This is a genomic window from Ruoffia sp. FAM 26255, from assembly GCF_045528525.1.
GTDB lineage: Bacteria > Bacillota > Bacilli > Lactobacillales > Aerococcaceae > Ruoffia > Ruoffia tabacinasalis.
In genome coordinates this window covers 1-26,928 of record NZ_JBGQQX010000018.1, presented here as the reverse complement: position 1 = coordinate 26,928, position 26,928 = coordinate 1, and the positions used below count along the sequence as shown (strand labels likewise).

The window sequence follows — 26,928 nt, the reverse complement described above, 5'->3', positions numbered from 1 at the left end:
TACATATCCTTTCTAACTAAAATATTGTGGTTCATGATCAATATTTACATACACACCTTGTGTTGCCTTTTGTTGTGTATTATTCAAAATATCATCCAATTGTCTTTGAATAGTAGTTTTGTCTTTGTATTTTAAAAGTAAATTAAAATAGTAATAATTGTTAATTTTCGAAATATTATTCCGATTTGGACCAATAATATATAATTGCTCTTTCCTTTCAAGTTCAGGATTATATAACTGAGCTTTTAAATCATAGGCCAATTGACTCGCCTTCCCTTGATGCTTACTAGATACTGTCAGTAAGGTCGTAAAGTAATAAGGCGGATAATTAGTCAGATGTCGTCGCTTCATCTCAAAGCGGAAGAAGTTTTCATAATCGTGCGTTTTTGCAAATTGAATCACATAGTGTTCAGGATTATACGTTTGGATCACCACTTCACCTGCTAAGCGCCCACGTCCGGTTCTTCCACTCACTTGAGTTAATAGTTGGAAAGTCCGTTCACTTGCCCTAAAATCAGGTAAATTAAGCGCTGTATCAGCATTGATGACTCCTACTAAGGTTACATTCTCAAAGTCTAAGCCTTTAGCGATCATTTGCGTTCCTAATAGAATATTCGATTGCCCACTTGAAAACTCATCTAGTAATTTTTGATGTTGGCCTTTACGGCGAGTTGTATCATTATCCATTCGCGTCACCTTCGCTTCTGGAAAGATTTCTTCTAACGTTTCGGCTACCTTTTGTGTTCCGATACCATGAGTACGAATGTGCGGTGATTGACAGCTCGGACATTGCGTCGGTAAAGGTTCATGGTAATCACAATAGTGACACTTCATTTGGTTATCAAACTTATGATAGGTTAGAGAAATATCACATCTAGGACATTGCATAATAAAACCACATTCGCGACATAGTAAGTAAGAGGCATAACCGCGACGGTTTTGTAATAATACAACTTGCTCCCTCTTATCGAGTCGATCTTGAATCTTCTCAATAAGCTCTGGAGATAATTCATTCGCCGTTTCCCTCAACTCAACTTGGGTCATATCAATAATATCCACAGGTGGCATCGGCATTTGATTGACCCGATTCTCCAGGTGGATTAAGTGATAGTTACCGACTTGAGCTCGCGCACGGCTTTCTAAAGACGGTGTCGCACTTCCCAGTATTAAGGGGGCATCATGATAGTCACTCCGCCATCTCGCAACATCTCTCGCATGATAACGTGGATTATCAGATTGCTTATAAGTCGTTTCATGTTCTTCATCTATAATGATGATTCCAATATTTTCTAAAGGAGCAAAGATTGATGATCTCGCCCCTACGACGATTTTTGCTTCGCCTTTAATAATCCGTTGCCACTCATCGTATTTTTCAGTAATAGATAAACCAGAATGCAATACTGCAATACCAGTTTGGAAGCGACTGACCACGCGTTCCACCATTTGTGGTGTTAACGAAATTTCTGGTACGAGTAATAAAGCAGATTTGCCTTGTTGTAAGGCTCTGTCCATTAATTGCAAGTAAATTTCTGTCTTCCCACTCCCGGTTACTCCTTCAATTAAATACGTATCCGCTTGTTTGTTATCAACGCTTTGACTAATTAAATCATGCGCATTCTGCTGTTCAGGTAGTAACGTTTTTGATGAACTCGTTTGAAAAGACACGTCCTTCAGTGGATCACGATAGACAACTTCTTTAAATGTCGTAATCCATTCTTTATCGATGGCTGAATTTATTGTCGCATTGGATACTTCTAATTCTGTCATTAAAGTGTTTTTTTCAATGCTTTCGATAGCTTGATTATTAATGAAGTATTCTAGTATCGCCCGTTGCTTAAAGCTTCTTTGGCTTGTCCTTTCTAAAGCATTCATTAATTGGTCTTTATTTAAGTTTGTTTTAATCATTGTTTTAGTTTTTTGCGTCGTTTGGTTAATAACTTGGTATTCTATAGAAATGATATTTTCTTTTTTTAATTGACTGATTGCATTGGGAGAAATTCTATCTTCCAATTCTTTTCGGTCAATGCTTGTTTCATTTTGATACCATGATCCAACTTTTTCACTAAATAGAACAGGATCATGAATTTGAACGATAGCATCGTACTTTGCCTTGAGTAAGCTCGGTAACATTGCTTGAAGAACTGAAATTCGGAAGCATTGAAGATACTCAGCTAAATAATCACTCAATTCAATTAATTCTTCATTTAAGAACACATCATAATCCATAATACTATGGATCGGTTTGAGTTTTCCGTTAAATTCGGTCTCGTCCGCAATATCAACGACAAAGCCTGTTCGTTTCATATTGCCAAAAGGTACTTGAACTCGGCTACCTAGTTTAATCGCAGATTCCCAATCTTTTGGCACTGCATAATCAAAAGAGCGATTCACTTGCTTCGCTGGTATATCAATGACAACTTTCACTATCATTCTTTCCCCTCCTTCTAAAAAATTTGTACCATATGACAAAAAACTACTATGAAAGTAGTATAAATTCTTTCATAGTAGCTTCGATTTTTATTGTTCTTTGATTTGTAAGTCGCCAGAAACAACTTCTTCTAACGCTCTTCCAACTGGTTTGATTGCTTCGTATGAATCTAACATTTCATGCTTGTATAATTGCATTTCATGCGCGCGTTTACTCGCAAGGATAATTAAGCTATATTTTGATGGAACTTTTTCAACTAATTTGTCAACTGATGGATATAACATCATGATGGATTACTCCCCTTTTTGAAAATAATTATGTATTTGTAATTTAATTTGATCAACGACTCTTGAAACTTTTAAATGTTCACTTTGTATTATACCATTTACTTTGTTTACTGCACAATCAACTTCATCATTTACGACAACATAGTCGTAATGTTTCATCATGTCAATTTCTTCACGTGCTTTTTGCATGCGTTCATAAATGATTTCTTGATTATCAGTCCCGCGTCCAGTAATTCTAGACTCTAATTCGTTGAGATTAGGTGGTGCTAAGAAAATGAAAATCCCATCAGGCATTCTTTCTCTAACTTTCATTGCACCTTGAACTTCAATTTCTAAAAACACATCATGGCCTTTAGACAGATTGTCTTCAATCGCTCTAATTGGTGTACCATAATAATTCCCAACATATTCTGCGTGCTCAAGCAAAGCATCTTCCTCTATTAGCTCTTCGAACTCCTCACGTGAGGTAAAGTAATAATCGACACCATCTACTTCACCTGGTCTCATTTGGCGAGTCGTAGCTGAAACTGAATATACATAGTTATAAATATTATTCTTAAAAATTGCAGCTCTAACAGTTCCCTTTCCAACTCCAGATGGACCTGATAATACAATTAATAACCCTCTTGTGTCACTCATATTTACCTCCAAAATAAAACTCTATATGTCTATAACTACTATCATAACATATCTTAATTCTTCTTGAAATAAAATCAAGAAATTTCATGCGTTTCTTTATTGCTCTAACAATGCTTTTAACTGTTCTTGAATGTTTGTAAGTGTATTACTATCTAATACTTCGTAAGTTACATCATCAATCGTTTCAGAATTTCCTTCTAACTGTACTGTTTCCACATTCGTAATTATTTGACGATAATCCAAGGCGATTGTTTGAATATCTTTGAAAGATAGATTCGTTAATACATTACCATTTAGACTACCAAGGAGTTTAGGAATGCTCGCTAGTGAATCAATTTGACTAATTTGTGGAACAATCGCACTGACAACTTGTCTTGCTTTATCTTGTTGATTAGCTGATTCAATCGCTTCATCAATATCACCAATATAAGCTAAGGCCATTTCCCCGTCCATATTATACGTTTCACCTGCAACGAAGCTATACCCTTTTTGATCAAAGGTTTCAGTAGCAGTCACTGGTACTTCACCAATCGCATCAATAATATCAGCAAGTCCATTCAGATTCACTGTCAACGTATAATCAATCGGAATCTCTAGTAAATCTTGCACAGTATTAACGGTTGTCGATAACCCACCTGTTTCATACGCCTCTCGAATCATACCTTCTGATTCTTGTCCTGCAATTTCAGTGAGTGTATTGCTAGGTATATTTGTCATAACCACACTTTCTTCTTCAGGATTCACTGTGGCAACAACCATAATATCAGATTGACCTTCTTCTAAATTATCATTGGTTGAAGGTTCAACCCCTAATATTAACATTGAAAATGGTTCTTTATTTTGAATACGACTGACTTCAGGATCTGGTTCATCCTCATCACGTAAATTCACTTGTTCTTCAGGTCTACTTTGTTGAATCACATCTACCGTGTTCACAACGTTATTATAAAAATAAGCACCTACAGCGCCTGCTCCTATAAGTAGAACAATGATGATAATAAAGAAAATTAAACATCCTTTTTTTCTTTTCTTAGGTCTTTCTCGATGGATGTTTCGACGAGACATATTATTTTCGCTCATAAATTAACCTCTCATTACTCAATTTTGTTTATCTATTGTATTACTTTATGAATTTTATTTCAAATTCTTTTGTTTTTAAGAAAGTGTTGACAAAGGGAACGTTTGTTCGTATACTATAAATACAAACATCTGTTCGGATAAAGGAGTGACATTCATGGAATTACCTATCAAACCCAATTCTAATCTTGCAACTACTGTTCAGCGCTTCTTCAAACCCTTTTTAAATACTCAAATTAAACAAGATAAACGATTTATAATGCCTCTATATGAAGTAGAGAAGTTATTACATCAACATTATGTGACGCTCGATCCTGTCGAAATCACATTTGAATACTACAATTCTCAACAAGAGATTGAACAAAAGACTGTTTTAGCAAACGTCGTTTCGACCGTTCAACATAATCGTCGCATTGCAATTAGTGAAGTTAATTCAAAGCGATCTTACATACTATCTTTAGAACAAATTCTAACTGCGTCTGCCAACGCTGCTTAGAACTCATAGACCACCAATTGTTTGCACAATCCCCGCAAACAATTGGTGGTCTTGTTCTTTTGTCATTTTTTATCAAATAAAAAAGTGTTGGCAATAATAATAACCAACACTTCATTTAATTTATTAATCATTTAGTAATGATGATGTTTCTTTTCGAGATAAATATTTTGTTCGCTTAGGGATAATTAGTTTTGGATTACTACGAGCCATAATTAAGATAACTAAGCCAATAATTAACCAAACCACAACTAAACTTAACCAAAATTCCCAACCATTAATTTGTAGTAAACTAATCTCATCTAAGGCTAAAGGTGTTAACCAGAATTTGATAAACATATAACTCGCTGTCGAAAGTAAGGCACCCGTAAATATGTTTAAGTAAGTAGATGAGTATCGACGGTTATTTAGGGTTTTTTGCGTGTATTTTGCGAATAATCCAGCAAAACCTACAGATAATAAAAGTAAAGCTTTTTCAAGGAGGACTGATAACCAATCCGTAAATTCTTGTCGTGTAAAGCCAACAATTAATCCTGTCAGTAAAGCAGAAATAATAGCAAGTGGTGAACCATAACGTAGCGCTAACCAGATTAATGGAAGCATCGCTAGGCCTGAATAATCACCTGGTATGAATGAGCTAACATATTGTGCAGCAACGGCTAAAATTAAACCTAGAACAATCGCATATAAACTATCCAATAGCATACTTCTTGTACGTTGATTCATTCTATACCTCCCCTATTTTTCTTCTTTATTAGGTTGATAATTTGAAGCTTCCATAATAATTGGTAAGACAACCGGACGACGTTGAGTCTCTTTATATAAGTATTTACCGATTTTTTCACGAAGATCCCCTTTTAGTTCACTCCAGTCAAAATTATCACCATTTAAATGTTCATCTAATATATCTAAGGTCATATCTGAACAAGCTTCAATTAAATCAATACTTGTCTTCATATATACGAAACCTCTAGAAGTAATTTGTGGTCCGACTAATACGCGACCTAAACGACGTGAAATCGTAGCAACAACCACAAAGATTCCATCTTCACTTAAGATACGGCGATCGCGTAAAACGACGTTACCGATATCACCAACACCAATACCATCTATAAGAACATTTCCGGCTGGTACTTGGGCAGTCATCGTCATTTTACCTTTGTTATACTCAATAACATCTCCGATGTACGGTAAGAAAATTTGATTATCTTCATAACCTACTTCATTTGCTAAACGTGCGTGTGCGGCTAACATTCTTGATTCACCGTTAACAGGGATAACAAATTTAGGTTTGATAAAGTTCATCATTAATTTTAAATCTGACTGACTCGCGTGACCAGATGTTTTAAAGTTATCTGTTACAGACTTAACTGTTCCGCCCGCTTTGTAAATCATATCTTTTGTTTTGGCAATGACTGTTTCCATCGCAATTGAAGGTGTTGTAGCTAGGTAAACTAAATCACCATCTTTAATATTGATTAATGAATGACGATTTGTCGCCATTAATTGAACATTTTTAATTGGTTCGCCAACGTCACCTGTTTCTAACACAATGACTTCGTTGTCAGGCGTGTTATTTAGATCTTTCACTTGTCCGATAATGTCTTTACTTGGGATTTCAATCTGATTTAATTGAATCGCAATGTCAACAATTTTGTATAATTGGTCGTCTGCTAAGAAGATTGTTCTACCTGAATTTTTAGCAGCATAAAATAATTGCTGAATACGTGAGATATTACTTCCGATTGAAGCAACGATAACACGTCCGTCTTCATTACGGAAAACTTCAGTCATGTCAGCAGTAATCTTCTTATCACTGACTGATTGAATCGCATTCTCTGCATCGGCTGAATCACTTAGTAAAGCTAAAACACCCGCTTCACCAATATCAGTTAAACGACCATAATTTGTACTGTATTGTTCTGAAGAACTTGGATCGAATTTAAAGTCTCCAGTATAAACAATTGATCCTTCGTCCGTTGAGACAACAATACCAAGAGAACCTGGAATTGTATGCGTTGTTCTGAAGAAACTTACAGTCGCATCCTCAAATTCAATCTCAACATCTTCATCAATCTTGAAGAAATTCTCGATATGTTGATGTAAACCTTGTGATTTAGCTGAAATCGTTGCTAATTCGATCGTTAATTCTGTTCCGAATACTGGCGCATCAACTTTCTCTAATAGATACGGCAATGCACCCATCGCATCATCATGACCATGTGTTAGGAAAATACCAACGATTTGATCTTTCTTTTCAACTAAGTATGTAAAGTCAGGAATGACTGCATCGATACCAAGTAATTCTTCTTCTGGAAAGACTAGTCCGCAATCCAAAACAAAGATTGACTCATTCACTTCTACTACGTAAAGGTTTTTACCTTCTTCACGCACCCCACCTAGCGGGATTATTTTTATTGTACTCATTTGACACCTCTTTATTTAGTTAGTTTCATTTTGATAATATACTTATCACATTATAGCACAGTTAGGAATAAAATAAAAAATTGCTTCCTCAATATTTGAAAATGATGATTTATCAGAAATTATCACCTCATAAATTTTGAAAAACAAAAAGGCAAGCTCACTTTCGTGAAACTTGCCTTTTAATAGTATGTATTATTCTTTGTCGATTAAAGCTTTACGAGATAAGTTAATACGTCCTTTATCGTCAATTTCTTGAACGCGAACTTTAACTTTATCATTCATTGCTAATACATCTTCAACTTTACCTACACGGTGATGTTCTAATTCAGAAATGTGAACTAATCCATCTTTACCAGGTAAAATCTCAACAAACGCTCCGAATTTCTCAATACGCTTAACTGTACCTTCATAAATTTCGCCCGCTTTAACTTCATGTGTTAATTGTTCGATAATTTCTTTAGCACGGTTAATCATTGCTTGATCCGTCGAGGCAATACTTACATTACCTTCGTCATCAATATCAATTTTAACGCCTGTTTCATCAATAATCTTGTTGATTGTATCTCCACCACGACCGATAACAACTTTAATCTTGTCTGGTTTAATTTGAATCATTTCAATCTTAGGTGCATATGGACTTAACTCAGGTCTTGGTTCTGAAATTGTCGAAGTTAATTCTTCTAGAATTGCTAGTCGAGCTTGACGTGCTTGTACTAACGCTTCGTCTAAAATTTGCTCCGTAATTCCTTCGATTTTAATATCCATTTGTAAAGCAGTGATCCCTTTTTCAGTTCCCGCTACTTTAAAGTCCATGTCTCCTAAAGCATCTTCTAGACCTTGGATATCAGTAAGGATTGTATAGTTGTCGCCATCCATAACTAATCCCATTGCGATACCCGCTACTGGTGCTTTAATTGGAACACCTGCATCCATTAATGCTAACGTTCCCGCACAGATACTTGCTTGTGAAGATGAACCGTTAGATTCTAATACTTCTGATACTAAACGAATTGTATATGGGAATACATCTTCATCTGGAATAATTTGTGCAAGTGCACGTTCACCTAAGGCACCATGTCCAACTTCACGACGTCCCGCGCTACCCATACGTCCAGTTTCACCAACAGAATATGGTGGGAAGTTATAATGGTGAATAAAGCGTTTAGACTCTTCAACACCTAAGCCATCAATAATTTGATGCTCTCCTAAAGGTGCTAATGTCGCAACAGTTAATGCTTGTGTTTGTCCACGAGTGAATAAACCAGATCCGTGAGTACGTGGTAATAAACCTACGCGAGAAGCTAAAGGACGAATTTGGTCTACTTTACGGCCATCAGGACGGATGCGATCCGCTGTAATTAAATGACGCACGACTTCTTTTTCTAAGGCTTGTAATGCAGCGTTAACAGCTGATAAAACTTCACCTTTTTCTGGGTTTTCCGCGTGTAATTCTTCATAATAAGCGACAGCACCTTGCATAACTAAAGCAATCGCATCTTCACGCGCTTTTTTCTCTTCAGTTTTAATCGCTTCAATCATAGCTTCGCGGTAACGTCCAGAAATTTCTTCCATGATTTCTTCATCATTTTGTACAATCGTTAATTCGAATTTCTCTTTACCGATTTGTTCAATAATATTCGCTTGGAATTCGTTAATTTCTTTAATTGCACGGTGACCAAATAATAATGCTTCAAGCATCTCATCTTCTGGCACTTCTTCCGCACTTGACTCAACCATGTTAATTGCTTGGCTAGTACCTGCAACTGTTAAGTGAATATCTGACTGAGCGCTTTGTTCTGTCGTTGGGTTAAGTACTAATTCTCCCTCAACACGACCAACGTTAACACCTGCAATCGGTCCATTAAACGGAATATCTGATACACCTAGGGCTAATGACGAACCTAGCATTGCTGACATTTCTGGTGAGCAATCTTGATCTACAGATAATACTGTATTAACGATTTGAATTTCGTTACGTACCCCATCTGGGAACATTGGACGAATTGGGCGGTCAATGAGACGTGCAGTTAATGTCGCATTCTCTGACGGGCGACCTTCACGTTTAATAAATCCACCTGGGATTTTACCTACTGAGTATTTTTTCTCTTCGTAGTTCACTGTTAACGGGAAGAAGTTTCCGTCTACAGGTCTACTTGAAGCTACGGCTGTAGATAATACAACGGTATCTCCGTATCTTACTAGGACTGCTCCATTCGCTTGTCGAGCAAATTCGCCAATTTCAACTGACAATGGGCGTCCACCAATAGTTGTTTCAAAAACATGTTTTTCGAACATGGTATCTCTCCTTTGATTGATAAATTGTGTGTTTTGGAGAACTACTAAACAAATATCAACTCATGACGCGTCTCGTCACAAACTCATACTTGTATAGTAGATCTACCAATATTGATAATTACCAAAACACACACTAATTAGTTTAGCATATTCTCTATATAATTGCGCTCATAAAGGGCAATATATTATGAATATCTACAAAAAAAACTTCCATTTCATTACTGAAACGGAAGTTAGTATCATATTAACGACGTAATCCTAAACGTTGGATTAATTCGCGGTAACGAGCTACGTCTTTGTTACGTAGGTACGCTAATAAGTTACGACGGTGACCAATTTTTTTCATTAGTCCACGGTATGAATGGAAATCTTTTTTATGTTCGCGGATATGCTCGTTTAATGAGTTAATATCTGCAGTTAACACAGCGATTTGTACTTCTGGAGAACCAGTGTCCCCTTCGTGAGTAGCAAATTCTGTCATGATTTCTGTTTTACGTTCTTTTGTTAAAGCCATCTCATTTCACCTCTTTCTTTTTTTATCCCTGATGCCAAGAAAAGCGTTGGTGATTCGCTGAACTGAGCATAGGTGCTATATAGTATTCCAAGCACTTTTACAGTGCTAGATTACCACTTGATATAATTTACACTATATGTCATGTAAATGCAAGAATTTTTATTCAATTTCTTCAATTGTTTCCTCTGGTAAATATTCAAACATCGTTTGAGTGACAATCACAGCAAAGTGTTCCATTCCTTCTGGTGTATGATGGACTTCATCTTCTGTATACCAATCTGGATTCCCTTGTTGATAGCTATACCAGTCAACTTCGTAGGCATTTGGATATTTCTCAGCTGTGTCTTTAATTGTGTCATTTACATTTTGAATGTGCATCACTCTTGAGTTTGTATTTACAAAGAAGACATTACGCTCTTCTCCCGCAATGGACATCAATTCATCCATTCCTTCTTGATCCAATCCTGCATTGGTTCCAAGGACAACGACTAAATTCTCTTGAACTTCTCCGTCACGAACCATGTCACGTAGGATGTCATTCGCATCCCATAATTGCAAGCTTCCTTGACCATAGATGTTTCCATTCCAGAAAATTTCATCTACTTTCGGTGTAAAGTGTAAAGCGATAGAGTCTCCAAAGAATGTTACCGGCACTTCTGTGGCAAATAATAATTCTTGTGGCGTTAACTCATCGAATACAATTGGATTTAAATCTTCAAATTCATCAAACACTTCTTGGTTCTCAGCAATAAGTTCTTGAAGTTCCGCTGATAAAGTTTCTTGTTCAAAATAAATATTTTGTAATGCTTCTACAGGATCTTCAACTTCTAGCTCGTTAACGAAGACGGTCTCAAATGTATCATCCACTTGGTCTAAATCTTCTTCAACTTGGATAATCGGTTCACTTAATGGATACGCCGTATTCAGCAAGTTTGGTTTCGTTTGAAAGGCTTGATACTCTAATTCAAATAAAGACACACGTTTATTATCAGCTGAATAGATTAGACCTCGAACAAATAAAACCATCAAAGCAACATAAGCAATAAAGATGAATAGCTTAGGTTGGAAGAACTTTCTCTGATCAATCATATGACCGATATCTTCCGCATCTTCTTTAAAGTTGAACGAAGAACCAAACCAGATTCTCACGCCCCCGCTTTCAATGATACGATAAAAGACTTCCCCAACAATTGCTAATGTAATCAGGGATAAAACATTGACTACGGTAATGTTTTCTCCTAATTCACGGTAAAATGCTAGGTAAAAAACAATAATTGGGTAATACCATAGATAATATGAATATGACCTTTTACCAATAAGATGCAGTGGTTTTAAACTTAGCCAACTTGTCACCGTCGGTGCGCCTACAGTAATTGAAAATACTAGTAACATACTCAACACATTAAATACTGACATCCACAGTAGATACGTAGCTTCGTTTTGATCTGATTGTGTGAAAACAATCCAAATCATCCCACCTGCAGATAGTATGGCAATTAAATTATATACGAACAATTTAATTCTTGAATTATAGAATAAATTTAGAATTGTTGGTGTAATGTAAGCTGCTGCGACACCAATCGCAAATGATGCAAAGCGGGTTTCAATGCCATAATACACACGCGTTGGATCCTCGCCTGGTGTATATAAGAATAAGATAGCGACATGGCTTAGTAATACAATAAAAAGCCAAATAATTCCTTTAGATGGAATTGACAGTTTTAATCTTTGTAATAGTAAGATGATACCGGTTGCGATTAGAACTGATTGTAAGTGAATCGCATTATACCACAAGTGAGTAAACGGTGATGCATCTGACATTTGTACAAAATAAGATTGATCCGTCACTATTTGATAAATATTATTTACAAAAAACAACCCAGAAAATATATCACTCTGAATATGTCTTAATTCAGTTGGATATAATATATATAAGCCGACAACGATAAATATTAGGAGCCACAAGAGTGGTATAAAGAGCCTCTCTATCGTATGTAGTAGATACTTTCCGATCGTTTTCCATTGAATTGATGCTTTAACCGGCTGAACTTTCTCAATATTTCTTGCAAAAAAGAATCCTCCAATAACAAGAAATGTATTCACCATGAAAAATCCACCTGGTATTATGGAAGGGAATAAATGATAAGCAACGACAGCCATAATCGCTAAACCTTTTAAGCCATCATAACTTTGCACTCTCTTCTTTTGTCGCATTATATTACCTCCTCATTAAGAATGACCTCAATAAATTATTATACAGGAAGCATTATTATTATAAAAGGCCAAATCTGTTTTTATCTAAATTAATTTAAATTTTCTCTAATTAGTAAATTGCCCTTAAAAAGGTTCGAAGCAAAACAAAAGAACGAAACGCTTCAGACTATAATGTAGTCAAAAGAGTTTTGTTCTAAAATAAATTATTTTCGTTTAAAGAAAGTTGCTTTAAGCTCCATAACAATATCTCTTAAATCTGCTGCCGCTTCAAAGTTGAGATCCTTAGCGTATTGACGCATCTCCATCTCAAGTCGTTCAAGCTCTTCTTCACGTTGCAGACGAGAGAGCTGTTTGAATTGGGCTAGGATATTCTCTTCTTGTTCCTCATTTTCAACTTCATGCGTAATTCGAATAAGGTCACGAACTTCTTTCTTAATCGTTTTGGGCGTAATGCCATGTTCTTTATTATAAGCGATTTGAATCTCACGACGACGTTCTGTTTCTTCAATGGCTTTTGTCATTGAGTCCGTCATTTTATCTGCATACATAATTACTTGACCATTCTCGTTACGAGCCGCACGTCCAATCGTTTGAATTAATGCACGCTCACCTCGTAAGAACCCTTCCTTATCCGCATCTAAGATAGCAACAAGCGACACTTCTGGTACGTCAATCCCCTCTCTTAGTAAGTTAATACCGATAAGGACATCAAAGATACCTAACCTTAGATCACGGATAATCTCCGTTCTTTCTAACGTTTTAATATCACTATGTAAGTATTTGACTTTAATATCGACTTCTTTAAGGTAGTCCGTTAAGTCTTCAGACATTTTCTTCGTCAAGGTCGTAATAAACACACGCTCATCGCGTTCAGTTCGTTTCGTAATTTCTTGAATTAAATCATCAATCTGACCTTTAATTGGTCGGACTTCAACCACTGGGTCTAATAAACCAGTTGGACGAATAATTTGTTCAACATATTCGTCATCAGTATGTTCTAATTCATATGGTCCTGGTGTAGCTGAAATATAGATGATTTGGTTCACATGCTTTTCAAACTCTTCTAATCTTAGCGGTCTATTGTCTAAAGCACTAGGTAATCTAAAGCCATAATCAATCAATTGTTGTTTCCGAGCTCGGTCCCCATTATACATCCCTCGAATTTGTGGCATAGTCATATGAGACTCGTCCACTACAATTAAGAAATCATCTGGGAAGAAGTCAATTAATGTATAAGGTTGCTCTCCAGGCGCACGCCCATCCATATGTCTTGAATAGTTCTCAATCCCATTACAGTACCCCATCTCAAGGAGCATTTCTAAATCATAGGTCGTCCGTTGCTCTAAACGTTGTGCTTCTAAGAGTTTATTCTCAGAACGCAATTCTTCTAATCTTTCTTCTAACTCCGCTTTAATGGTATTAACGGCTTGTAACGTTTGATCTTGATCAGCCACGAAGTGAGTTGCAGGATAGATAGGGAAATGATCAACGTCATTTTTAATCTCACCGGTCATTACATCTACTTCGCGAATTCTATCAATTTCGTCACCGAAAAATTCAATACGAATCACTTCACTATCACGCGAAGCTAAGAACACTTCAACAACATCTCCACGAACTCTAAAAGTTCCCCGCTGAAAGTCAATGTCATTTCTAACAAACTGCATATCAATTAGCTGACGCAATACTTCTTCACGCGATACTTCTTGCCCTTTTCTAATTGATAGAACTTGATTACGATACATCTCCGGATCCACTAACCCGTATATACAAGAAACTGATGCGACAACAATAACATCTCGTCGCTCCAATAATGCGGATGAAGCGGAATGTCGTAATTTATCAATTTCATCGTTGACCATGGCTTCTTTTTCAATATATGAATCCGATGATGGAACATAAGCCTCAGGTTGATAGTAATCATAGTAAGACACAAAGTATTCTATTGAATTCTCTGGGAAAAAATCTAATAATTCACTATACAGTTGCCCTGCTAAAGTTTTATTATGTGCTAAAACTAAAGTAGGTTTATTTACTTCTTTAATTACATTGGCAATCGTAAACGTCTTACCTGTTCCTGTTGCACCTAATAGAACCTGTTCTTTTTCACCGTCATTTAATCCTTTAACTAACTCTTTAATTGCTTGAGGTTGATCACCATTTGGCTCATACTGAGATATTAAATTAAATTTATCCATTTTCTGCCTCCTCATTAACCGAACATTTATTCGCTTAAACCATAATACTCTATAATGCTATAAAATTCTACTTCTTTGTTTCAATATGTTTATATAAATGATTATGTTATTTTTCTAGTATAATTTCAGTTTAAAACAAACAAAAAAAGATTGCATCACTCTTCTATTTTATTGTATAATAATTTTTGTTGACTAAGTTAGCAAATGCTTATATACTAGACAAATGAAATCAGTAAGAAAGAGGTGACACCAATGGCAAACTCTAAATCAGCTATTAAACGTGCTCGTCAATCAAGTGTAAAAGAACAACGTAATACTGCACAAGTTTCGAAAATGCGTTCATTAATCAAAGATTTTCGTAATGCAGTAGAAACTGGTGAAGGTGACGTGAATGAATTATTCGCTAAAGCTTCTAAACAAATTGACCGTACTGCAGGTAAAGGATTAATCCACGCAAACAAAGCAGCACGTAACAAATCTACATTAGCAAACTTAATGAATAAATAATTAAGGTACTTTATCTTAATTACAAAAAAACGAAAATGAACTTTTTACAGTTCATTTTCGTTTTTTTTATAAAGAAGTTAATTTCGACAATAATATATAAAAGTGAGTCTCTTTATCCCCCACACCTGTCTTCATTCCGAAATCCACTTCTGCCATCTCAACATAAAAGTTAAGTAATTCTGGTAATTGCAAGGATCTTCCTGATGTTAAAGCAAGCTTCACTCGATAGGGATGAATGCCTAACTGCTTAGCAATATCTGCTTGGTTCATACCTTGTCGGCCTAGTATCATTGATTGAACAATCACTCTAAATTGAGAAACCATTAATGCATGTAAAGCAATCGGTTCATGACGCATTAATAATAAATCTTGGTAAATTTGAATCGCTTGAGTAATATTTTTATTCGCAACGGCATTTGTTAATTGGAATACATCCGATTCAAGTGTACGTGGAACGAGTGATCGAACAGAATCGAGTGTAATTCTACCATCAGTTTGTCCAAATATTTCCAGTTTATTCACTTCGGTCATTGCATTAGTTAGTTGATAGTTTACCCTAATTAACAATTCCTCAACAGCTTCACGTGTAAACGAAATATCTAAATTATTAATATATGACTGGACATAACGCGCTACTTGACCTTCATCTAACTCTGATATATCAACCATTTTTGTTTGTTTATTAAAACTCTTAGTGAGTTTCTTTCGCTTGTCTAAGGATGGATTTTCAACATTAAAGATTAAAATACTTGCTTGGTTCGGATTATCTAAATAACCTAGTAATCTTTTTTGTTCTGAATCAGTTAATTTATTCTTACTTTGCGAATTTAAAAAGGTCGCATTCGACACGATGAGCACACGGTAGTCAGAGAAAAAAGAAAACATCTCTGCCTCATCCAAGACATCATTCATCGTCACTTCTTGTAAGTCAATTCGTGAGATATCTAAAACATCGATCCCGCCTAATTGTTGAAACAAGCCTTCCATAAACTGGTTTTTGAGGTAATTCTCAGGTCCGACAACCGTATAGATTGGATCAATTTGCTTCTTATTGATTTGTTGCATGACTTGTTGGAACTCCATCTTTTCCCTCCTTCATATAAAATAAAACGAACATCACCAAAGATTAATACATCAAGGTAATATCCGTTTTATTATCATAATCTTTTACTTTTGAATTTTTACAACCCAGTTATTTGCTGTATCTGAGGAATTAAGTAAAGATGGTGTATCTTCTGCTTCCTCATTACGTTCAATAACTTTCCCTTGAATAGGTGAAGGTATTTCAATCGCAGCTTTAGAAGCTTCAACATTAATAATTGTATCGTCAACATCAATTTTTCCTAATGAAGCGATATTTGCGTATGAAATATCTCCCGCTTCATCTTGTAATTCTGGTGTTAAACCAATCGTTACAATATTATCTTCTTCAGTCATCCATAAATTTTCATTTAATAATTCCATTATTAATCACCCTTCTAAATTTAATAACTAAAATCATCTTCCATTCCAAACATGTAGCTTCGGTGATGATATTTCATAGATAGGACTAAGCCAATCCCAATCATATTCCCTAGTAAAGCCGAACCACCTTGCGAAACAAATGGAAGTGGAACCCCTGTAATTGGTAGTAAACCAATGGCCATTCCGATATTCTCTAGAACGTGGAATAAAATCATTGAAATAACACCCGCCGCAATGTATGAATAAAATTCATTACGCGTTTTAAAGCAAATTTGTACGATTTGATAAATTAAAATGAAATAAACAAAGAGTAAAACAGAGCTTCCTAAGAAACCGAAGTTTTCTGCGATGGTCGTAAAGATAAAGTCGGATTCACGAACCGGTACGGTTACTTGTGAAACTCCAAAGCCTTTACCACTCAATTGTCCCGATCCAACAGCTTTAATACTTTGCGCTAACTGATACCCACTCCCTTGTGTGTTTTCAAAAGGACGTAACCAGTCTAAGATACGGTTAATCTGATATTCTTGAACTATATTATTATCAATTAAAAATTCTGGGAAATTCGCAACGACAATAATAATTCCTCCCGCGACTACAATAACGGTTGTCGCAATTGGTGCAAGAATTTTCCAATTAATTCCTGACATTAGAATAATTCCAGCAGTGATTGACATGATAACTAAGTTTGTTCCTAAGTCATTTTGTAACTGAATTAAGATCATCGGTGGTGCTGCGAACATTAATATTTTTCCTAATTGCATAAAGTCTGTCTTTATTGTTCGATTAGGGTATTTATTATTATGCTCAGTGACAACTCGTGCCATAAATACAATATAGGCAGGCTTGAAAAGCTCTGAAGGTTGAACCGATAGCGAACCGATTCTTAACCAACTTGTTGCCCCGGTAACTGCTAATTCTCTATCATAGAAGAACAGTACTAATACTAATAGTAGTAAACCGAATCCGTATAGATAAGTGGAAAGCTTCCAATATTGTTCGCTATCTAATTGCATCGCTGCAATTACAGCAATCGTACCTACCCCATACCAAAGGGCATGGAATAAAGTTGGAACGAGATTTCCCCCTTCGATGAGTGTTGTTGTTGAGTATACACTTAACAATCCGATGATTGCTAAGACCATAACATTTAAGATAATGCCGTAATCTATCCGGTTTTCATTATCTCGACGTATTTGTCTAATAGATGTCATTCATTTCACCTTTCTTTATTGCTTGTTTGTAAAATTCTTATATATCTTATTGGTCAATTCAAACTGATTTGAATTAGTTTGTTTAAAGTTATCACTATATGAGACAAATGATTGATACTTACTAGTTTCTTCAACCAATTGCCAATAACTTTTCTCTTTAAAATCATGATAAAAGACATTGATGTAAGCTCCTATGGCAATAACCATCGCGTTTAAATATAACCAAATGATCGCAACCATGAATACACCAATCGTTCCCCCACCAACGTTTCCACCAGCAAATCTCATATAAACATTGAATAACTGAGATACTAATGTAAAGCCAAGTAAGGCGAAAATCGTTCCAGGTATTGCATATTTGATTGGCCATTTAACATTTGGCATAAATTGGTAAATACCAATTAATAGAATAAAAACACCTAATAAACCTAATATCCACCCTTGATTCACGAAAAAATCTAATAAGAAAAATTGAATACCAAAGACTTCTTGAATATAATCAATAATTGTCTCGCCGAATACAAGTGCGAATGTAAATGTAACTAACGCAATAACAATCAGCAAAGTAAATACGTAAGCAAATAATCGTGCGATAAAAAAGTTTTTTCTAGGTACGGTTTTATATATTGTATTTAACACACGTTGCATTGTATTAAACACATTCGAAGCTGGCCATAATGAAATGATTAAACTTAGCGAGAACAAACCTGAACTTGTACCTGTTAAGTAAGTCTCCAATAAGGGAATAATCGCTACTTCGACTTCATCTGGTAAGGCTAATTGGATTGTGTCAATTATTTGCGCTTCTGAAAAAGGAAGTATAGCAATAATATTTGATAATGCAAGCATTAACGGCACTAGCGCCCAAATAACATAGAAAGATAATTCGGCAGCATAACTACCAAATGCCAACTGTTGATTATTAATTTGGAACGTCTTCATTAGCTTATTAAATACCGAAGGTTGATCCATCTCTATCAGACCTCTCAATTCATTTTTATAACTACATAAGATTATCACATATTATATCATTTTGCACTTTAAGAATCTGTAATAATCTAGACTTTTTATATTTTCCTTTAATTTCTTAGACACACGTGTTTTCTATAGTATAATGGATTCAGAACAATTAGGAGGTAAGGCATGAGTAAAGGAGTAACATTTTATTTTGTACGCCACGGTGAAACATATTTCAATTTCTATGGTCGAATGCAAGGATGGTCGAATGCATTATTAACCGAAGAAGGAATTAAAAATGTTCATCGCAGTGGTAGAGGTCTAGCCGATATTGAATTTGATGCTGTATATACGAGTGATTTAAAACGAACAATTGATACAGCTTCAATTATTTTAGAAGAAAATCATAATAATGAGCACTTAGAAATCGAACAAATGCCAGAATTTCGTGAAGTTCACTTTGGATCTTTTGAAGGTCTTTCTGCTGCTGAAGTTTGGCCAGAAGTTGAACAAAGGGTAAACATCAAACATGGGTTGCCTGAAGGAACTGAGAATCAAATTCAAGATATTATGAATATGTTCAAAGAAGCGGATCCATATCACTTTGCAGAAAACTATACTGAATTTTGGAATCGTGTAGAATCTGGTTTACTAAAATTACTAAACCGTCACGCTGGAACGGACCAAAATATTTTAGTTGTGTGTCATGGGATGACAATTCGCAATCTATTACATGGTTTAGTTGCTGATTTCGATGAAACTGATGCATTACAAAATGCATCCGTATCTATTGTTAAATACCAAAACGGACATTTCGAGATGCTTGCATATAATCAAGTTGAACACTTTAAAGATGTTGCTGATGAAGCAGCGAATGATTAATTAATCTATAATGAACAATTAAAAGCGCAGGACTTGGGAGTTGATTCCCTCGTCCTGCGCTATTTTTATGCCATACTTCCTTGCATTTGATACATTTGCGTATAAGTGCCTCCAAGATCAAGTAGCTCTCTGTGAGTGCCTCTTTCTTGAATATGTCCATTGTCCATGACGATGATTTGATCTGCATCTTTAATGGTTGAAAGACGGTGTGCCACAATAAAGGTAGTGCGTCCTTCTTTTACAACTTTCATCGCATGTTGAATGACTTCCTCGGTCTCCGTATCAATATGAGAGGTTGCTTCATCAAGAATCAAAATCTTCGGATTATTGGCTAAGGTACGAGCAAAAGATATTAATTGCCGCTCTCCTGAAGAAAAAGCTTGCCCTTTTTTCACAACTTCAGCATGGATTCCTTTTTCTAATTTATTAATTAATGGTTGTGCTCCAACTTTAATGAGCGCCTCAAGTACCATATCATCGGTAATTTCGGGATTGTTCATACTAATATTTGTCGCAATCGTACCAGAAAATAAATATGGTTCTTGCAAGACAATCCCCATTTTTTCTCGAATGCTTTCTCGGTTATATTCTTCAATGTTTTGCCCGTCAATAATTACTTGGCCTGCTTGCGGATCATAAAAGCGAAATAGTAAATTAATGATTGAGCTTTTACCTGAACCTGTATGACCGACTAAGCCAATGGTCTCACCCGCGTTTACATTAAAATTTAACTGATGTAAAACATTATTGCCTTCTTTATAAGCAAAGGTCACATCATTAAATTCAACATTTCCTTGAGTAACTATTAATGACTTGTCAGAATCTTTCTCAACGGGGGTATCCATTAACTCGAACACGCGCATTCCAGCTGATAACGCTTGTTGCAATATCGTAATTAAACGAACAATCATTGTAATGGGGTCAAATAAACGTTCTACATAATTGATGACGATATATAAGGTTCCAATTGATATAGATAAGATACCGCTTGTAAACTGCGTTCCTATATACAACATCACAAGTAAAGTAACAATACTCTTAAAGAGTCCGGACAAATTCCAAGCAAAAAACGCTTCGTACTTTAAGGATTCTTTTCTAGTATTTAGCCAAGTTTGATTGACTTGCTCAAACTCTTCAGCCATATGCTCTTGTTGATTGAACACTTGAACAATCGACACACCTTGAACAATTTCAGCGATTTTACTATTCAGTTCACTGACCGATTCTCTCCATAAAGTATTGATTGGTTGAATTTTTTTAGAGAAAGCCATTTGCCAAACGACGATTATTGGTATGAGTAGTAATAACCAACTTGCTATCGTCGGGCTGACAGCAAACATACCAATATATACACCTAGAATGGTCATTGTATTAATGAGTATTTGAGTCGTAAAATTTGCAAAAAAGTTCTCTCTTAAAACCTCTGTGTCATTGACGATTCGAGCAGATATCTTTCCAGCTGGAATATCATCAAAATAACTAACCGGTAACTTTTGCATATGCTCGTGAGCTTCATCTCGAATTACTTTACTTAGCCGATTCGATCCATTCGCTAAAAGCAAATATCCCACATAACCAAGAATCGCTGAGATAAATGTAATTATAAGATAAAAGCCAAATTGTTCCGTAATAAAGGTAATATTAACAGTCTCTTCGTTCGCAACGGATAGGGACACATAATCAATCATTTTACTTGCAATAATTGGTGTATATATTGAAAGTCCTGTAGAGAAAATCAACAGAATGAACCCTGATAACAAGAGTTTCCATTCATAACGTAAGTAACCAAGTAGTCTAGTGAATGTCTTCATTCTCAGCGCCCCCTTCTGATTGTTGTTTGTTGAATTGTTCGTAATACCAACCTTCGTTCGCTAATAATTCTTTCGGTGAGCCGTATTCAACGATGCGTCCATCGTCTACAACTATAATCATGTCCGCTTGATTTACCGCAGAAAGCCTATGAGTGACAATAATATTCGTCTTATCCCCACGGATGTTTTGGATATTCGTAATGATGGCTCTTTCAGTCTTTGCATCAACCGCTGAAAGTGAATCATCTAATATTAATAACTCTGGTTCTTTAATTAGCGCTCTGGCAATCGATACCCTTTGTTTTTGTCCTCCAGATATCGACACACCTTTTTCTCCAATTAACGTTTTAAGCCCTTCTGACATACGCTCTAAATCTTTTGTAAAGGCCGCATTTTCAATCGCTTGGGCCAATTGGTCTTCCTCATTAGCTTCACTATTTCCAAACATTATATTATATTTTACAGTTTGAGAAAAAAGTATGTGTTCCTGTGGCACATAGCCAATCATCGCTTCTAAACTTTCCCGTTGATATTCATGAATATCTCGACCATTGAGTTTGATTATTCCAGATCCGCTAATTGGATACTGTCTTAATAATTGTCGAATAATCGTCGTTTTCCCGCTCCCGGTCTTACCGACAATTCCCAACGTTTCTCCTCGTTGAAGCGTAAAATTGAGATTTTTAATTGTCTCTTTATCATCCTCTTTATATTTAAAGGAATAATCTTGAAACTCAATGCTTTCAATCGAATCAAGCGTCAGATGACCGTCTGCTTCCATGAGATCATTCGCTTTGATTAAATTATTGAGCTTCTCAAATGAAACTTTACCTTGTTGGTAAATAACAACTATTTCTGTCATTCCCCAAATCGTTCCATTTAACATAGCTAAATATAATTGGAAAGAAACTAATTTACCCACTGATAATTGACCTAAATTCACTAAATAACTACAATACATGAGTCCGATGGCGATACTTAACCCACCAAAGGCTTTAGCAATTTGACCAAATAAGCCGTTCACCATCGCCAAATGATTCGCCTTATCGACAACTTTCTGTGTTTTTTCTTGAAATCTCTTTTGTTCCAAATCTTTCCGTCCATACGCTCGCATCTCACGAACGCCATCAACCACTTCTAACACTTCATTACTCAATTCAGCTACAGAATCTCTAATAGCATCATAACGCTTATCCACTTCTTTACTAAGGAAATAAATAATAACACCAAAGATCAGTAGAGGAATCAAACTAACTAAAGTGACTTGCCAAGAAATCGTAAAAATCATAACTGCAAGGAAACTTAGTAATAACGCTCCGTCTCCCAATACAATCATTAAACCATAACCTAGTAACATTCCTATCGTATCGATATCTGACGTCATTCGTGTCATCAAATCGCCGGAACGAAAAGCTTCATAAAAAGAAGCACGAAAGCCAAGTAAACTTTTAAAACCAGTTTGTCTTAATTCTTTCTGGAATTGATATGACTCTCCGAATAAAACTCTAAACCAAGTCACATCCCCCGCATAAATTAATATCATTAATATAAATAAAAAGAATAAATATCGCACTAAGACAGCTTGAGTTAATTGATTTGTTACAATATCATCGATAAAGAGTTGAATAATATAATTTGGGAAAATATATAATATACTGGTAAGAACTGCTGTCATACCACCAAATATATATTTTCCAGGGTGTTTCTTAATGTAATACCACATTGACTGAAGCATAGTTTCCCAACTTTCCTATTAAAATTTGCACAAAAAAAGATATTTTATCACCACAATTAAGGGCTCATAAAATATCAGCTGTAGAATTACATACTTAGACATAGTTGATCTAATTGTCTAGTTGCAAACCCTAATATTATGAACGATTAAAGGTGATGTCATATTAAATAAATTTGAACTTATTTGAACTGCTAGTTTCATCTGACATCCTCCTTTCGTGTTTTCTAAAAATAAGATTACACGATGTTTAACTAAAAGTAAAGCGATTTCTAATCTGGATTTAATATTTGATTAAAAATGTACGTGATTGTGTCCTTGAGATTTTTTCAAGGACACGAAATCGCAAATAATGTCCCTGAGATTTTCTCAAGGACACGAAAAAGCGAATAATGTCCCTGAGATTTTGTCAAGGACACGAAATCACGAATAATGTCCCTGAGATTTTGTCAGGGACACGAAATCACGAATAATGTCCCTGAGTTTTTCTCAAGGACACGAAAACACGAAAGACGTCCCTGTGATTTTTTCAAGGACACGTAATCACAAAATACAAACAAAAAAACTCAGCAATCATGGCAAAGCTAGCCACAATTACTGAGTTGTTATTTATGAATTTCTCACAGAACCACAATTCGTTTAAAAAATATCATTCATTGAGTAGATACCTGGTTCGGCTTGATTAATTAAAAATTCTGCTCCAGCCATTGCGCCTCTGGCAAATAACTCTTTTGATCCTGCACGGTGAGTAATTTCAAGTGTTTCTTGATTATTTGCGAAGATAATCGTGTGTTCACCGACAATATCACCACCACGAATAGCATGTAAACCAACTTCTTGGTGTTCTCTTGCTTCGCCAATACCCTCGCGTCCATACACTTTTGTCGCACTTTCTGACATACCTTCCTCAACCGAGTCCAGTAACATCTTACCTGTACCACTTGGTGCATCTTTCTTGTAGCGGTGATGTTTTTCAATGATTTCAATATCATAACCTAAAGGATATAATACTTTACTTAAATGCTTACTCACTTCTTGCATCACATTCACACCGATACTTGTATTGTGAGTATCTAAGATAGCAACGGATTTACTTGCCTCTTGAATTGCTTGCTCTTGTGCTTCACTTTGCCCTGTAGTTGCAAGCATAAGTGGGAGATTTTGAGCCACTGCAAATGCTAGTAACTCATCCGTTAATTGAGGAGTTGAAAAATCAATCATCACTTCTGGTTTAACTTCAAGCTCTTCAACCACTTTTGTTAAATCATCAAAATTTGTAGCGATTGGAAATGGTTGTTCTGTTTCTTCAGTTGATTGCAAACCTGCAACCACTTGATGACCTAACTCTTTCGAGATATTAGTGACAACTTTACCCATAGCGCCATCGGATCCAATTAGTATAATATTCACTTTATCAATCCTCTATTCTCTATATTGTGTATTTTTCAATTAAGCCTAAGTAAGTATCTAATAATTCAGCACTTTCCTCACTTGGTGGGACCATAGGTAAACGATATGATAAAGCACAACGGTTCATTTTGTGAACTAAGTATTTTACTGGGATTGGATTCACTTCATCAAATAAATCACGGTTAATATCTTCAAGTTTATAATTTAATTGTTGAGCTTCTTCCGTATGTCCATCTAAAGCAAGACGACATAAATCATGAACTTCCTTCGGTAAGATATTAGCGGTTACTGAGATAGCACCTTTACCACCTAAAGCGATAATATCGTAATTTAAATCGTCATTCCCTGAATAAACTGCGAAATCATCTGGCACATTATCAAGCACTGCGCGAGTATAATCTAAATTACCTACCGCATCTTTTAAAGCCACAATATTTGGATGCTCTGCTAGAATACCCACTTGTTCTGGTGTTAATGATGTACCGGTTCTAGAGGGAACATCGTATAAAATAATTGGGATGTTTACTGAATCAGCAATCGCTCGGAAGTGAGCTAACATACCATTGTAAGATGCCTTATTGTAATATGGGGTGACGATAAGTAATGCATCTGCTCCCACATGCTCAGCTTGTTGACTTAGTTTTATAGCGTGACGTGTATCATTAATACCTGTTCCTGCAATGATTGGAAGTTTTTCTTCAACATGTTTTACAACAAATTTAATCAACTCAATTTGCTCTTCATCTGATAAAGTTGAACTCTCACCCGTTGTTCCAGTGATTACTAAAGCATCTGTATTATTTTCTAAATGAAAGTCTAATAGGCTTTCAAATGCGCGCCAATCGATTTCCTTTGTGTTCTCGATAAATGGGGTAACCAATGCAACTGCTGAACCTTCGTAAATACTCATTATAAATATCCTCCTATATAATATTATTTGCTATGATATCTTCAAATGACTGACGTTTGACTGTTAAGTAACTTTTCTCACCATCAATATGCACCATGGCAGGAATGGGAATGTGATTATAATTGCTTGCCATAGAATAATTATACGACCCTGTCCCATTTACTAGTAATAAATCACCTGTTTCAACTTGAGGAAGATCAATCTTATTAATCACGACATCCCCACTCTCACAGGCCTTACCAGCAATGGTGTACGTTTCTTTAATCGGTTCGTTAATTTTATTCGGCAAGGCTGCTTCGTATTCAGCCTGATATAAAGCAGGACGGATATTATCAGTCATCCCGCCATCGATAAAGGCGTACTTCTTACCACCTACGGTCTGCTTAATATCACCAATCGTATACAAAGTACTTCCAGAATTGTTAACTAAAGATCTTCCAGGTTCAATTGTCACCTTCTCTAATTGAATCCCGTATTCAGTAGACTTTTCATGAACATGCTCGATAAAATCCGGTAAGAATTCAGCAATATCAAAAGGTTTATCCTCTTCAGTATAGTAAACACCAAAACCGCCACCGAAATTAATTTCACGAATCGGAATATTTAAGTTCGTTTGAATGCGATGAGCAAAGAGTAACATTTCATCCGCCGCTTTAATAAATGATTCTGAATCAAATATTTGACTACCAATGTGACAATGTAAACCTGCTAATTCAATATTATCATAGTTATGGATGCTTTCTATAATGTCTTCAATCTTCTCATCGAAGACACTCTCTCCAAATTTTGAATCTAAGTTAGCTGTTTTAATGTATTCATGAGTATGCGCCTCAACTCCAGGATTTAAGCGTAATAGTGCGCGTTGCTTTTTCCCTTTTTGCTCTAAAATATTATTGAGTCTATCAGCTTCCATTCGGTTATCAATGACAATTGTTCCCACTTCTTGATCGACCGCAAAAGCTAATTCCTCATCTAATTTGTTATTTCCGTGAAAGTACATCTTCGATGGCTGAACGCCACCTTTCTTCCCAGTAAAAATCTCCCCAGCACTAACAACATCTTGTCCTATTCCATACTCTGAAATCAATTTTGCAATCGCTAGTGTCAAAACAGACTTCGATGCAAATAATAATTCTGTCTCAAAGTAAGGATTCTCTAATGCTTCTTTGAAACGATACACGCGATCTCTAAAACTCTCTTCATCGAAAATATAAAGCGGTGTTCCATACTGTTGAGCTAAATCTGAATATTTATGATGTGAATGAACCAGTTCGTTATTCACCTTCGTTTGATACGGTTCTAAATGCATTCTTCCACTCCTTAAATAAAAGTAAACAAAAAGGGTTCATGAATTTTTGATGTTGGTGGACCGAGGAGCCAGGTGACGCAGTCACCTTGGCTCTTTTTTTATTCCTATGTTTAAGTGTCTCTCTATGCAACGATAGTTTGTGTTGTGTTCTCATCTTTAA

22 protein-coding genes are annotated in these 26,928 nt (G+C 35.7%); 3 read left to right on the top strand and 19 right to left on the bottom strand.

The annotated features are described in order from the left end of the window. Positions 1–12 precede the first annotated feature (12 nt). From priA to ACEN31_RS05130, 4 genes are all read right to left on the bottom strand, one after another. Complete coding sequence (gene priA, locus ACEN31_RS05145; protein WP_407108822.1) at positions 13–2,430, bottom strand: primosomal protein N'; 2,418 nt, start codon at positions 2,428–2,430, stop codon at positions 13–15. 87 nt (positions 2,431–2,517) lie between these two features. Further along, positions 2,518–2,715 (bottom strand): DNA-directed RNA polymerase subunit omega, encoded by a 198-nt coding sequence (gene rpoZ, locus ACEN31_RS05140; RefSeq protein ID WP_138405145.1) that lies wholly within the window; start codon positions 2,713–2,715, stop codon positions 2,518–2,520. 6 nt (positions 2,716–2,721) lie between these two features. Then, complete coding sequence (gene gmk, locus ACEN31_RS05135) at positions 2,722–3,354, bottom strand: guanylate kinase (RefSeq protein WP_138405144.1); 633 nt, start codon at positions 3,352–3,354, stop codon at positions 2,722–2,724. A gap of 96 nt (positions 3,355–3,450) precedes the next feature. Next, the gene (locus tag ACEN31_RS05130) at positions 3,451–4,434 is read right to left on the bottom strand and encodes an LCP family protein (RefSeq protein ID WP_407108821.1); all 984 of its coding nucleotides are present in this window, start codon (positions 4,432–4,434) and stop codon (positions 3,451–3,453) included. A 154-nt stretch (positions 4,435–4,588) separates the two neighbouring features. Between ACEN31_RS05130 and ACEN31_RS05125 the strand changes: the two genes are divergently transcribed. Continuing rightward, positions 4,589–4,927, top strand: coding sequence for a hypothetical protein (locus tag ACEN31_RS05125; RefSeq protein ID WP_407108820.1), 339 nt, complete (start codon positions 4,589–4,591; stop codon positions 4,925–4,927). Between the two features lie 123 nt (positions 4,928–5,050). Here the strand turns inward: ACEN31_RS05125 and ACEN31_RS05120 are convergent, their stop codons facing one another. From ACEN31_RS05120 to uvrB, 6 genes are all read right to left on the bottom strand, one after another. Continuing rightward, positions 5,051–5,650, bottom strand: a complete 600-nt coding sequence (locus ACEN31_RS05120; protein WP_407108819.1) for an energy-coupled thiamine transporter ThiT — start codon at positions 5,648–5,650, stop codon at positions 5,051–5,053. A gap of 12 nt (positions 5,651–5,662) precedes the next feature. Continuing rightward, on the bottom strand, positions 5,663–7,351 hold the full coding sequence (locus tag ACEN31_RS05115; protein ID WP_407108818.1) for a ribonuclease J: 1,689 nt from the start codon (positions 7,349–7,351) through the stop codon (positions 5,663–5,665). A 192-nt stretch (positions 7,352–7,543) separates the two neighbouring features. Continuing rightward, positions 7,544–9,646 (bottom strand): polyribonucleotide nucleotidyltransferase, encoded by a 2,103-nt coding sequence (gene pnp, locus ACEN31_RS05110; RefSeq protein ID WP_407108817.1) that lies wholly within the window; start codon positions 9,644–9,646, stop codon positions 7,544–7,546. A 244-nt stretch (positions 9,647–9,890) separates the two neighbouring features. After that, entirely contained in the window at positions 9,891–10,160 is a 270-nt protein-coding gene (rpsO, locus tag ACEN31_RS05105) for a 30S ribosomal protein S15 (protein ID WP_138405310.1), read from the bottom strand. A 159-nt stretch (positions 10,161–10,319) separates the two neighbouring features. Continuing rightward, on the bottom strand, positions 10,320–12,374 hold the full coding sequence (locus ACEN31_RS05100) for an acyltransferase family protein (RefSeq protein ID WP_407108816.1): 2,055 nt from the start codon (positions 12,372–12,374) through the stop codon (positions 10,320–10,322). Between the two features lie 203 nt (positions 12,375–12,577). After that, the gene (uvrB, locus tag ACEN31_RS05095) at positions 12,578–14,572 is read right to left on the bottom strand and encodes an excinuclease ABC subunit UvrB (protein ID WP_407108815.1); all 1,995 of its coding nucleotides are present in this window, start codon (positions 14,570–14,572) and stop codon (positions 12,578–12,580) included. Positions 14,573–14,824: 252 nt separating this feature from the next. On the opposite strand from uvrB, the gene rpsT reads away from it, so the two are divergent. Further along, positions 14,825–15,079: a 30S ribosomal protein S20 gene (gene rpsT, locus ACEN31_RS05090; protein WP_138405307.1), complete on the top strand. Its 255-nt coding sequence runs from the start codon at positions 14,825–14,827 to the stop codon at positions 15,077–15,079. Between the two features lie 66 nt (positions 15,080–15,145). On the opposite strand, the gene holA is transcribed toward rpsT, so the two are convergent. From holA to ACEN31_RS05070, 4 genes are all read right to left on the bottom strand, one after another. Further along, the gene (gene holA, locus ACEN31_RS05085; protein ID WP_407108814.1) at positions 15,146–16,162 is read right to left on the bottom strand and encodes a DNA polymerase III subunit delta; all 1,017 of its coding nucleotides are present in this window, start codon (positions 16,160–16,162) and stop codon (positions 15,146–15,148) included. Between the two features lie 84 nt (positions 16,163–16,246). Then, the gene (locus ACEN31_RS05080; protein ID WP_407108813.1) at positions 16,247–16,543 is read right to left on the bottom strand and encodes a glycine cleavage system protein H; all 297 of its coding nucleotides are present in this window, start codon (positions 16,541–16,543) and stop codon (positions 16,247–16,249) included. A gap of 20 nt (positions 16,544–16,563) precedes the next feature. Next, the gene (locus ACEN31_RS05075; protein ID WP_407108812.1) at positions 16,564–17,757 is read right to left on the bottom strand and encodes an FtsW/RodA/SpoVE family cell cycle protein; all 1,194 of its coding nucleotides are present in this window, start codon (positions 17,755–17,757) and stop codon (positions 16,564–16,566) included. A gap of 15 nt (positions 17,758–17,772) precedes the next feature. Then, the gene (locus ACEN31_RS05070; protein WP_407108811.1) at positions 17,773–18,729 is read right to left on the bottom strand and encodes a YihY/virulence factor BrkB family protein; all 957 of its coding nucleotides are present in this window, start codon (positions 18,727–18,729) and stop codon (positions 17,773–17,775) included. Between the two features lie 171 nt (positions 18,730–18,900). Between ACEN31_RS05070 and ACEN31_RS05065 the strand changes: the two genes are divergently transcribed. Next, positions 18,901–19,596 (top strand): histidine phosphatase family protein, encoded by a 696-nt coding sequence (locus ACEN31_RS05065; protein WP_138405303.1) that lies wholly within the window; start codon positions 18,901–18,903, stop codon positions 19,594–19,596. 65 nt (positions 19,597–19,661) lie between these two features. Here ACEN31_RS05065 and ACEN31_RS05060 read toward each other — a convergent pair whose 3' ends face one another. The 5 genes from ACEN31_RS05060 to lysA all read right to left on the bottom strand — a co-directional run bounded on the left by ACEN31_RS05060 (position 19,662) and on the right by lysA (position 26,768). Further along, positions 19,662–21,407, bottom strand: coding sequence for an ABC transporter ATP-binding protein (locus ACEN31_RS05060; protein WP_407108810.1), 1,746 nt, complete (start codon positions 21,405–21,407; stop codon positions 19,662–19,664). Then, positions 21,391–23,142 (bottom strand): ABC transporter ATP-binding protein, encoded by a 1,752-nt coding sequence (locus tag ACEN31_RS05055; protein ID WP_407108809.1) that lies wholly within the window; start codon positions 23,140–23,142, stop codon positions 21,391–21,393. The genes ACEN31_RS05060 and ACEN31_RS05055 overlap by 17 nt, the downstream gene beginning before the upstream one ends. A gap of 636 nt (positions 23,143–23,778) precedes the next feature. Continuing rightward, positions 23,779–24,549 (bottom strand): 4-hydroxy-tetrahydrodipicolinate reductase, encoded by a 771-nt coding sequence (gene dapB, locus ACEN31_RS05050; protein ID WP_138404656.1) that lies wholly within the window; start codon positions 24,547–24,549, stop codon positions 23,779–23,781. A gap of 19 nt (positions 24,550–24,568) precedes the next feature. Next, positions 24,569–25,459, bottom strand: coding sequence for a 4-hydroxy-tetrahydrodipicolinate synthase (dapA, locus tag ACEN31_RS05045; protein ID WP_407108808.1), 891 nt, complete (start codon positions 25,457–25,459; stop codon positions 24,569–24,571). Positions 25,460–25,472: 13 nt separating this feature from the next. Next, complete coding sequence (gene lysA / locus ACEN31_RS05040; RefSeq protein WP_407108807.1) at positions 25,473–26,768, bottom strand: diaminopimelate decarboxylase; 1,296 nt, start codon at positions 26,766–26,768, stop codon at positions 25,473–25,475. Positions 26,769–26,928 lie beyond the last annotated feature (160 nt).

What these genes read in the sequence shown, in the direction of transcription:
- ACEN31_RS05115 (WP_407108818.1), bottom strand. Translation starts at nt 7,351, where the DNA reads ATGAGTACAATAAAAATAATCCCGCTAGGTGGGGTGCGTGAAGAAGGT.
- lysA (WP_407108807.1), bottom strand. Translation starts at nt 26,768, where the DNA reads ATGCATTTAGAACCGTATCAAACGAAGGTGAATAACGAACTGGTTCAT.
- priA (WP_407108822.1), bottom strand. Translation starts at nt 2,430, where the DNA reads ATGATAGTGAAAGTTGTCATTGATATACCAGCGAAGCAAGTGAATCGC.
- ACEN31_RS05065 (WP_138405303.1), top strand. Translation starts at nt 18,901, where the DNA reads ATGAGTAAAGGAGTAACATTTTATTTTGTACGCCACGGTGAAACATAT.
- ACEN31_RS05100 (WP_407108816.1), bottom strand. Translation starts at nt 12,374, where the DNA reads ATGCGACAAAAGAAGAGAGTGCAAAGTTATGATGGCTTAAAAGGTTTA.
- holA (WP_407108814.1), bottom strand. Translation starts at nt 16,162, where the DNA reads ATGGAGTTCCAACAAGTCATGCAACAAATCAATAAGAAGCAAATTGAT.
- ACEN31_RS05080 (WP_407108813.1), bottom strand. Translation starts at nt 16,543, where the DNA reads ATGGAATTATTAAATGAAAATTTATGGATGACTGAAGAAGATAATATT.
- rpsT (WP_138405307.1), top strand. Translation starts at nt 14,825, where the DNA reads ATGGCAAACTCTAAATCAGCTATTAAACGTGCTCGTCAATCAAGTGTA.
- ACEN31_RS05075 (WP_407108812.1), bottom strand. Translation starts at nt 17,757, where the DNA reads ATGACATCTATTAGACAAATACGTCGAGATAATGAAAACCGGATAGAT.
- ACEN31_RS05125 (WP_407108820.1), top strand. Translation starts at nt 4,589, where the DNA reads ATGGAATTACCTATCAAACCCAATTCTAATCTTGCAACTACTGTTCAG.
- ACEN31_RS05120 (WP_407108819.1), bottom strand. Translation starts at nt 5,650, where the DNA reads ATGAATCAACGTACAAGAAGTATGCTATTGGATAGTTTATATGCGATT.
- gmk (WP_138405144.1), bottom strand. Translation starts at nt 3,354, where the DNA reads ATGAGTGACACAAGAGGGTTATTAATTGTATTATCAGGTCCATCTGGA.
- uvrB (WP_407108815.1), bottom strand. Translation starts at nt 14,572, where the DNA reads ATGGATAAATTTAATTTAATATCTCAGTATGAGCCAAATGGTGATCAA.
- rpoZ (WP_138405145.1), bottom strand. Translation starts at nt 2,715, where the DNA reads ATGATGTTATATCCATCAGTTGACAAATTAGTTGAAAAAGTTCCATCA.
- ACEN31_RS05130 (WP_407108821.1), bottom strand. Translation starts at nt 4,434, where the DNA reads ATGAGCGAAAATAATATGTCTCGTCGAAACATCCATCGAGAAAGACCT.
- dapA (WP_407108808.1), bottom strand. Translation starts at nt 25,459, where the DNA reads ATGAGTATTTACGAAGGTTCAGCAGTTGCATTGGTTACCCCATTTATC.
- ACEN31_RS05060 (WP_407108810.1), bottom strand. Translation starts at nt 21,407, where the DNA reads ATGAAGACATTCACTAGACTACTTGGTTACTTACGTTATGAATGGAAA.
- ACEN31_RS05070 (WP_407108811.1), bottom strand. Translation starts at nt 18,729, where the DNA reads ATGGATCAACCTTCGGTATTTAATAAGCTAATGAAGACGTTCCAAATT.
- ACEN31_RS05055 (WP_407108809.1), bottom strand. Translation starts at nt 23,142, where the DNA reads ATGCTTCAGTCAATGTGGTATTACATTAAGAAACACCCTGGAAAATAT.
- rpsO (WP_138405310.1), bottom strand. Translation starts at nt 10,160, where the DNA reads ATGGCTTTAACAAAAGAACGTAAAACAGAAATCATGACAGAATTTGCT.
- pnp (WP_407108817.1), bottom strand. Translation starts at nt 9,646, where the DNA reads ATGTTCGAAAAACATGTTTTTGAAACAACTATTGGTGGACGCCCATTG.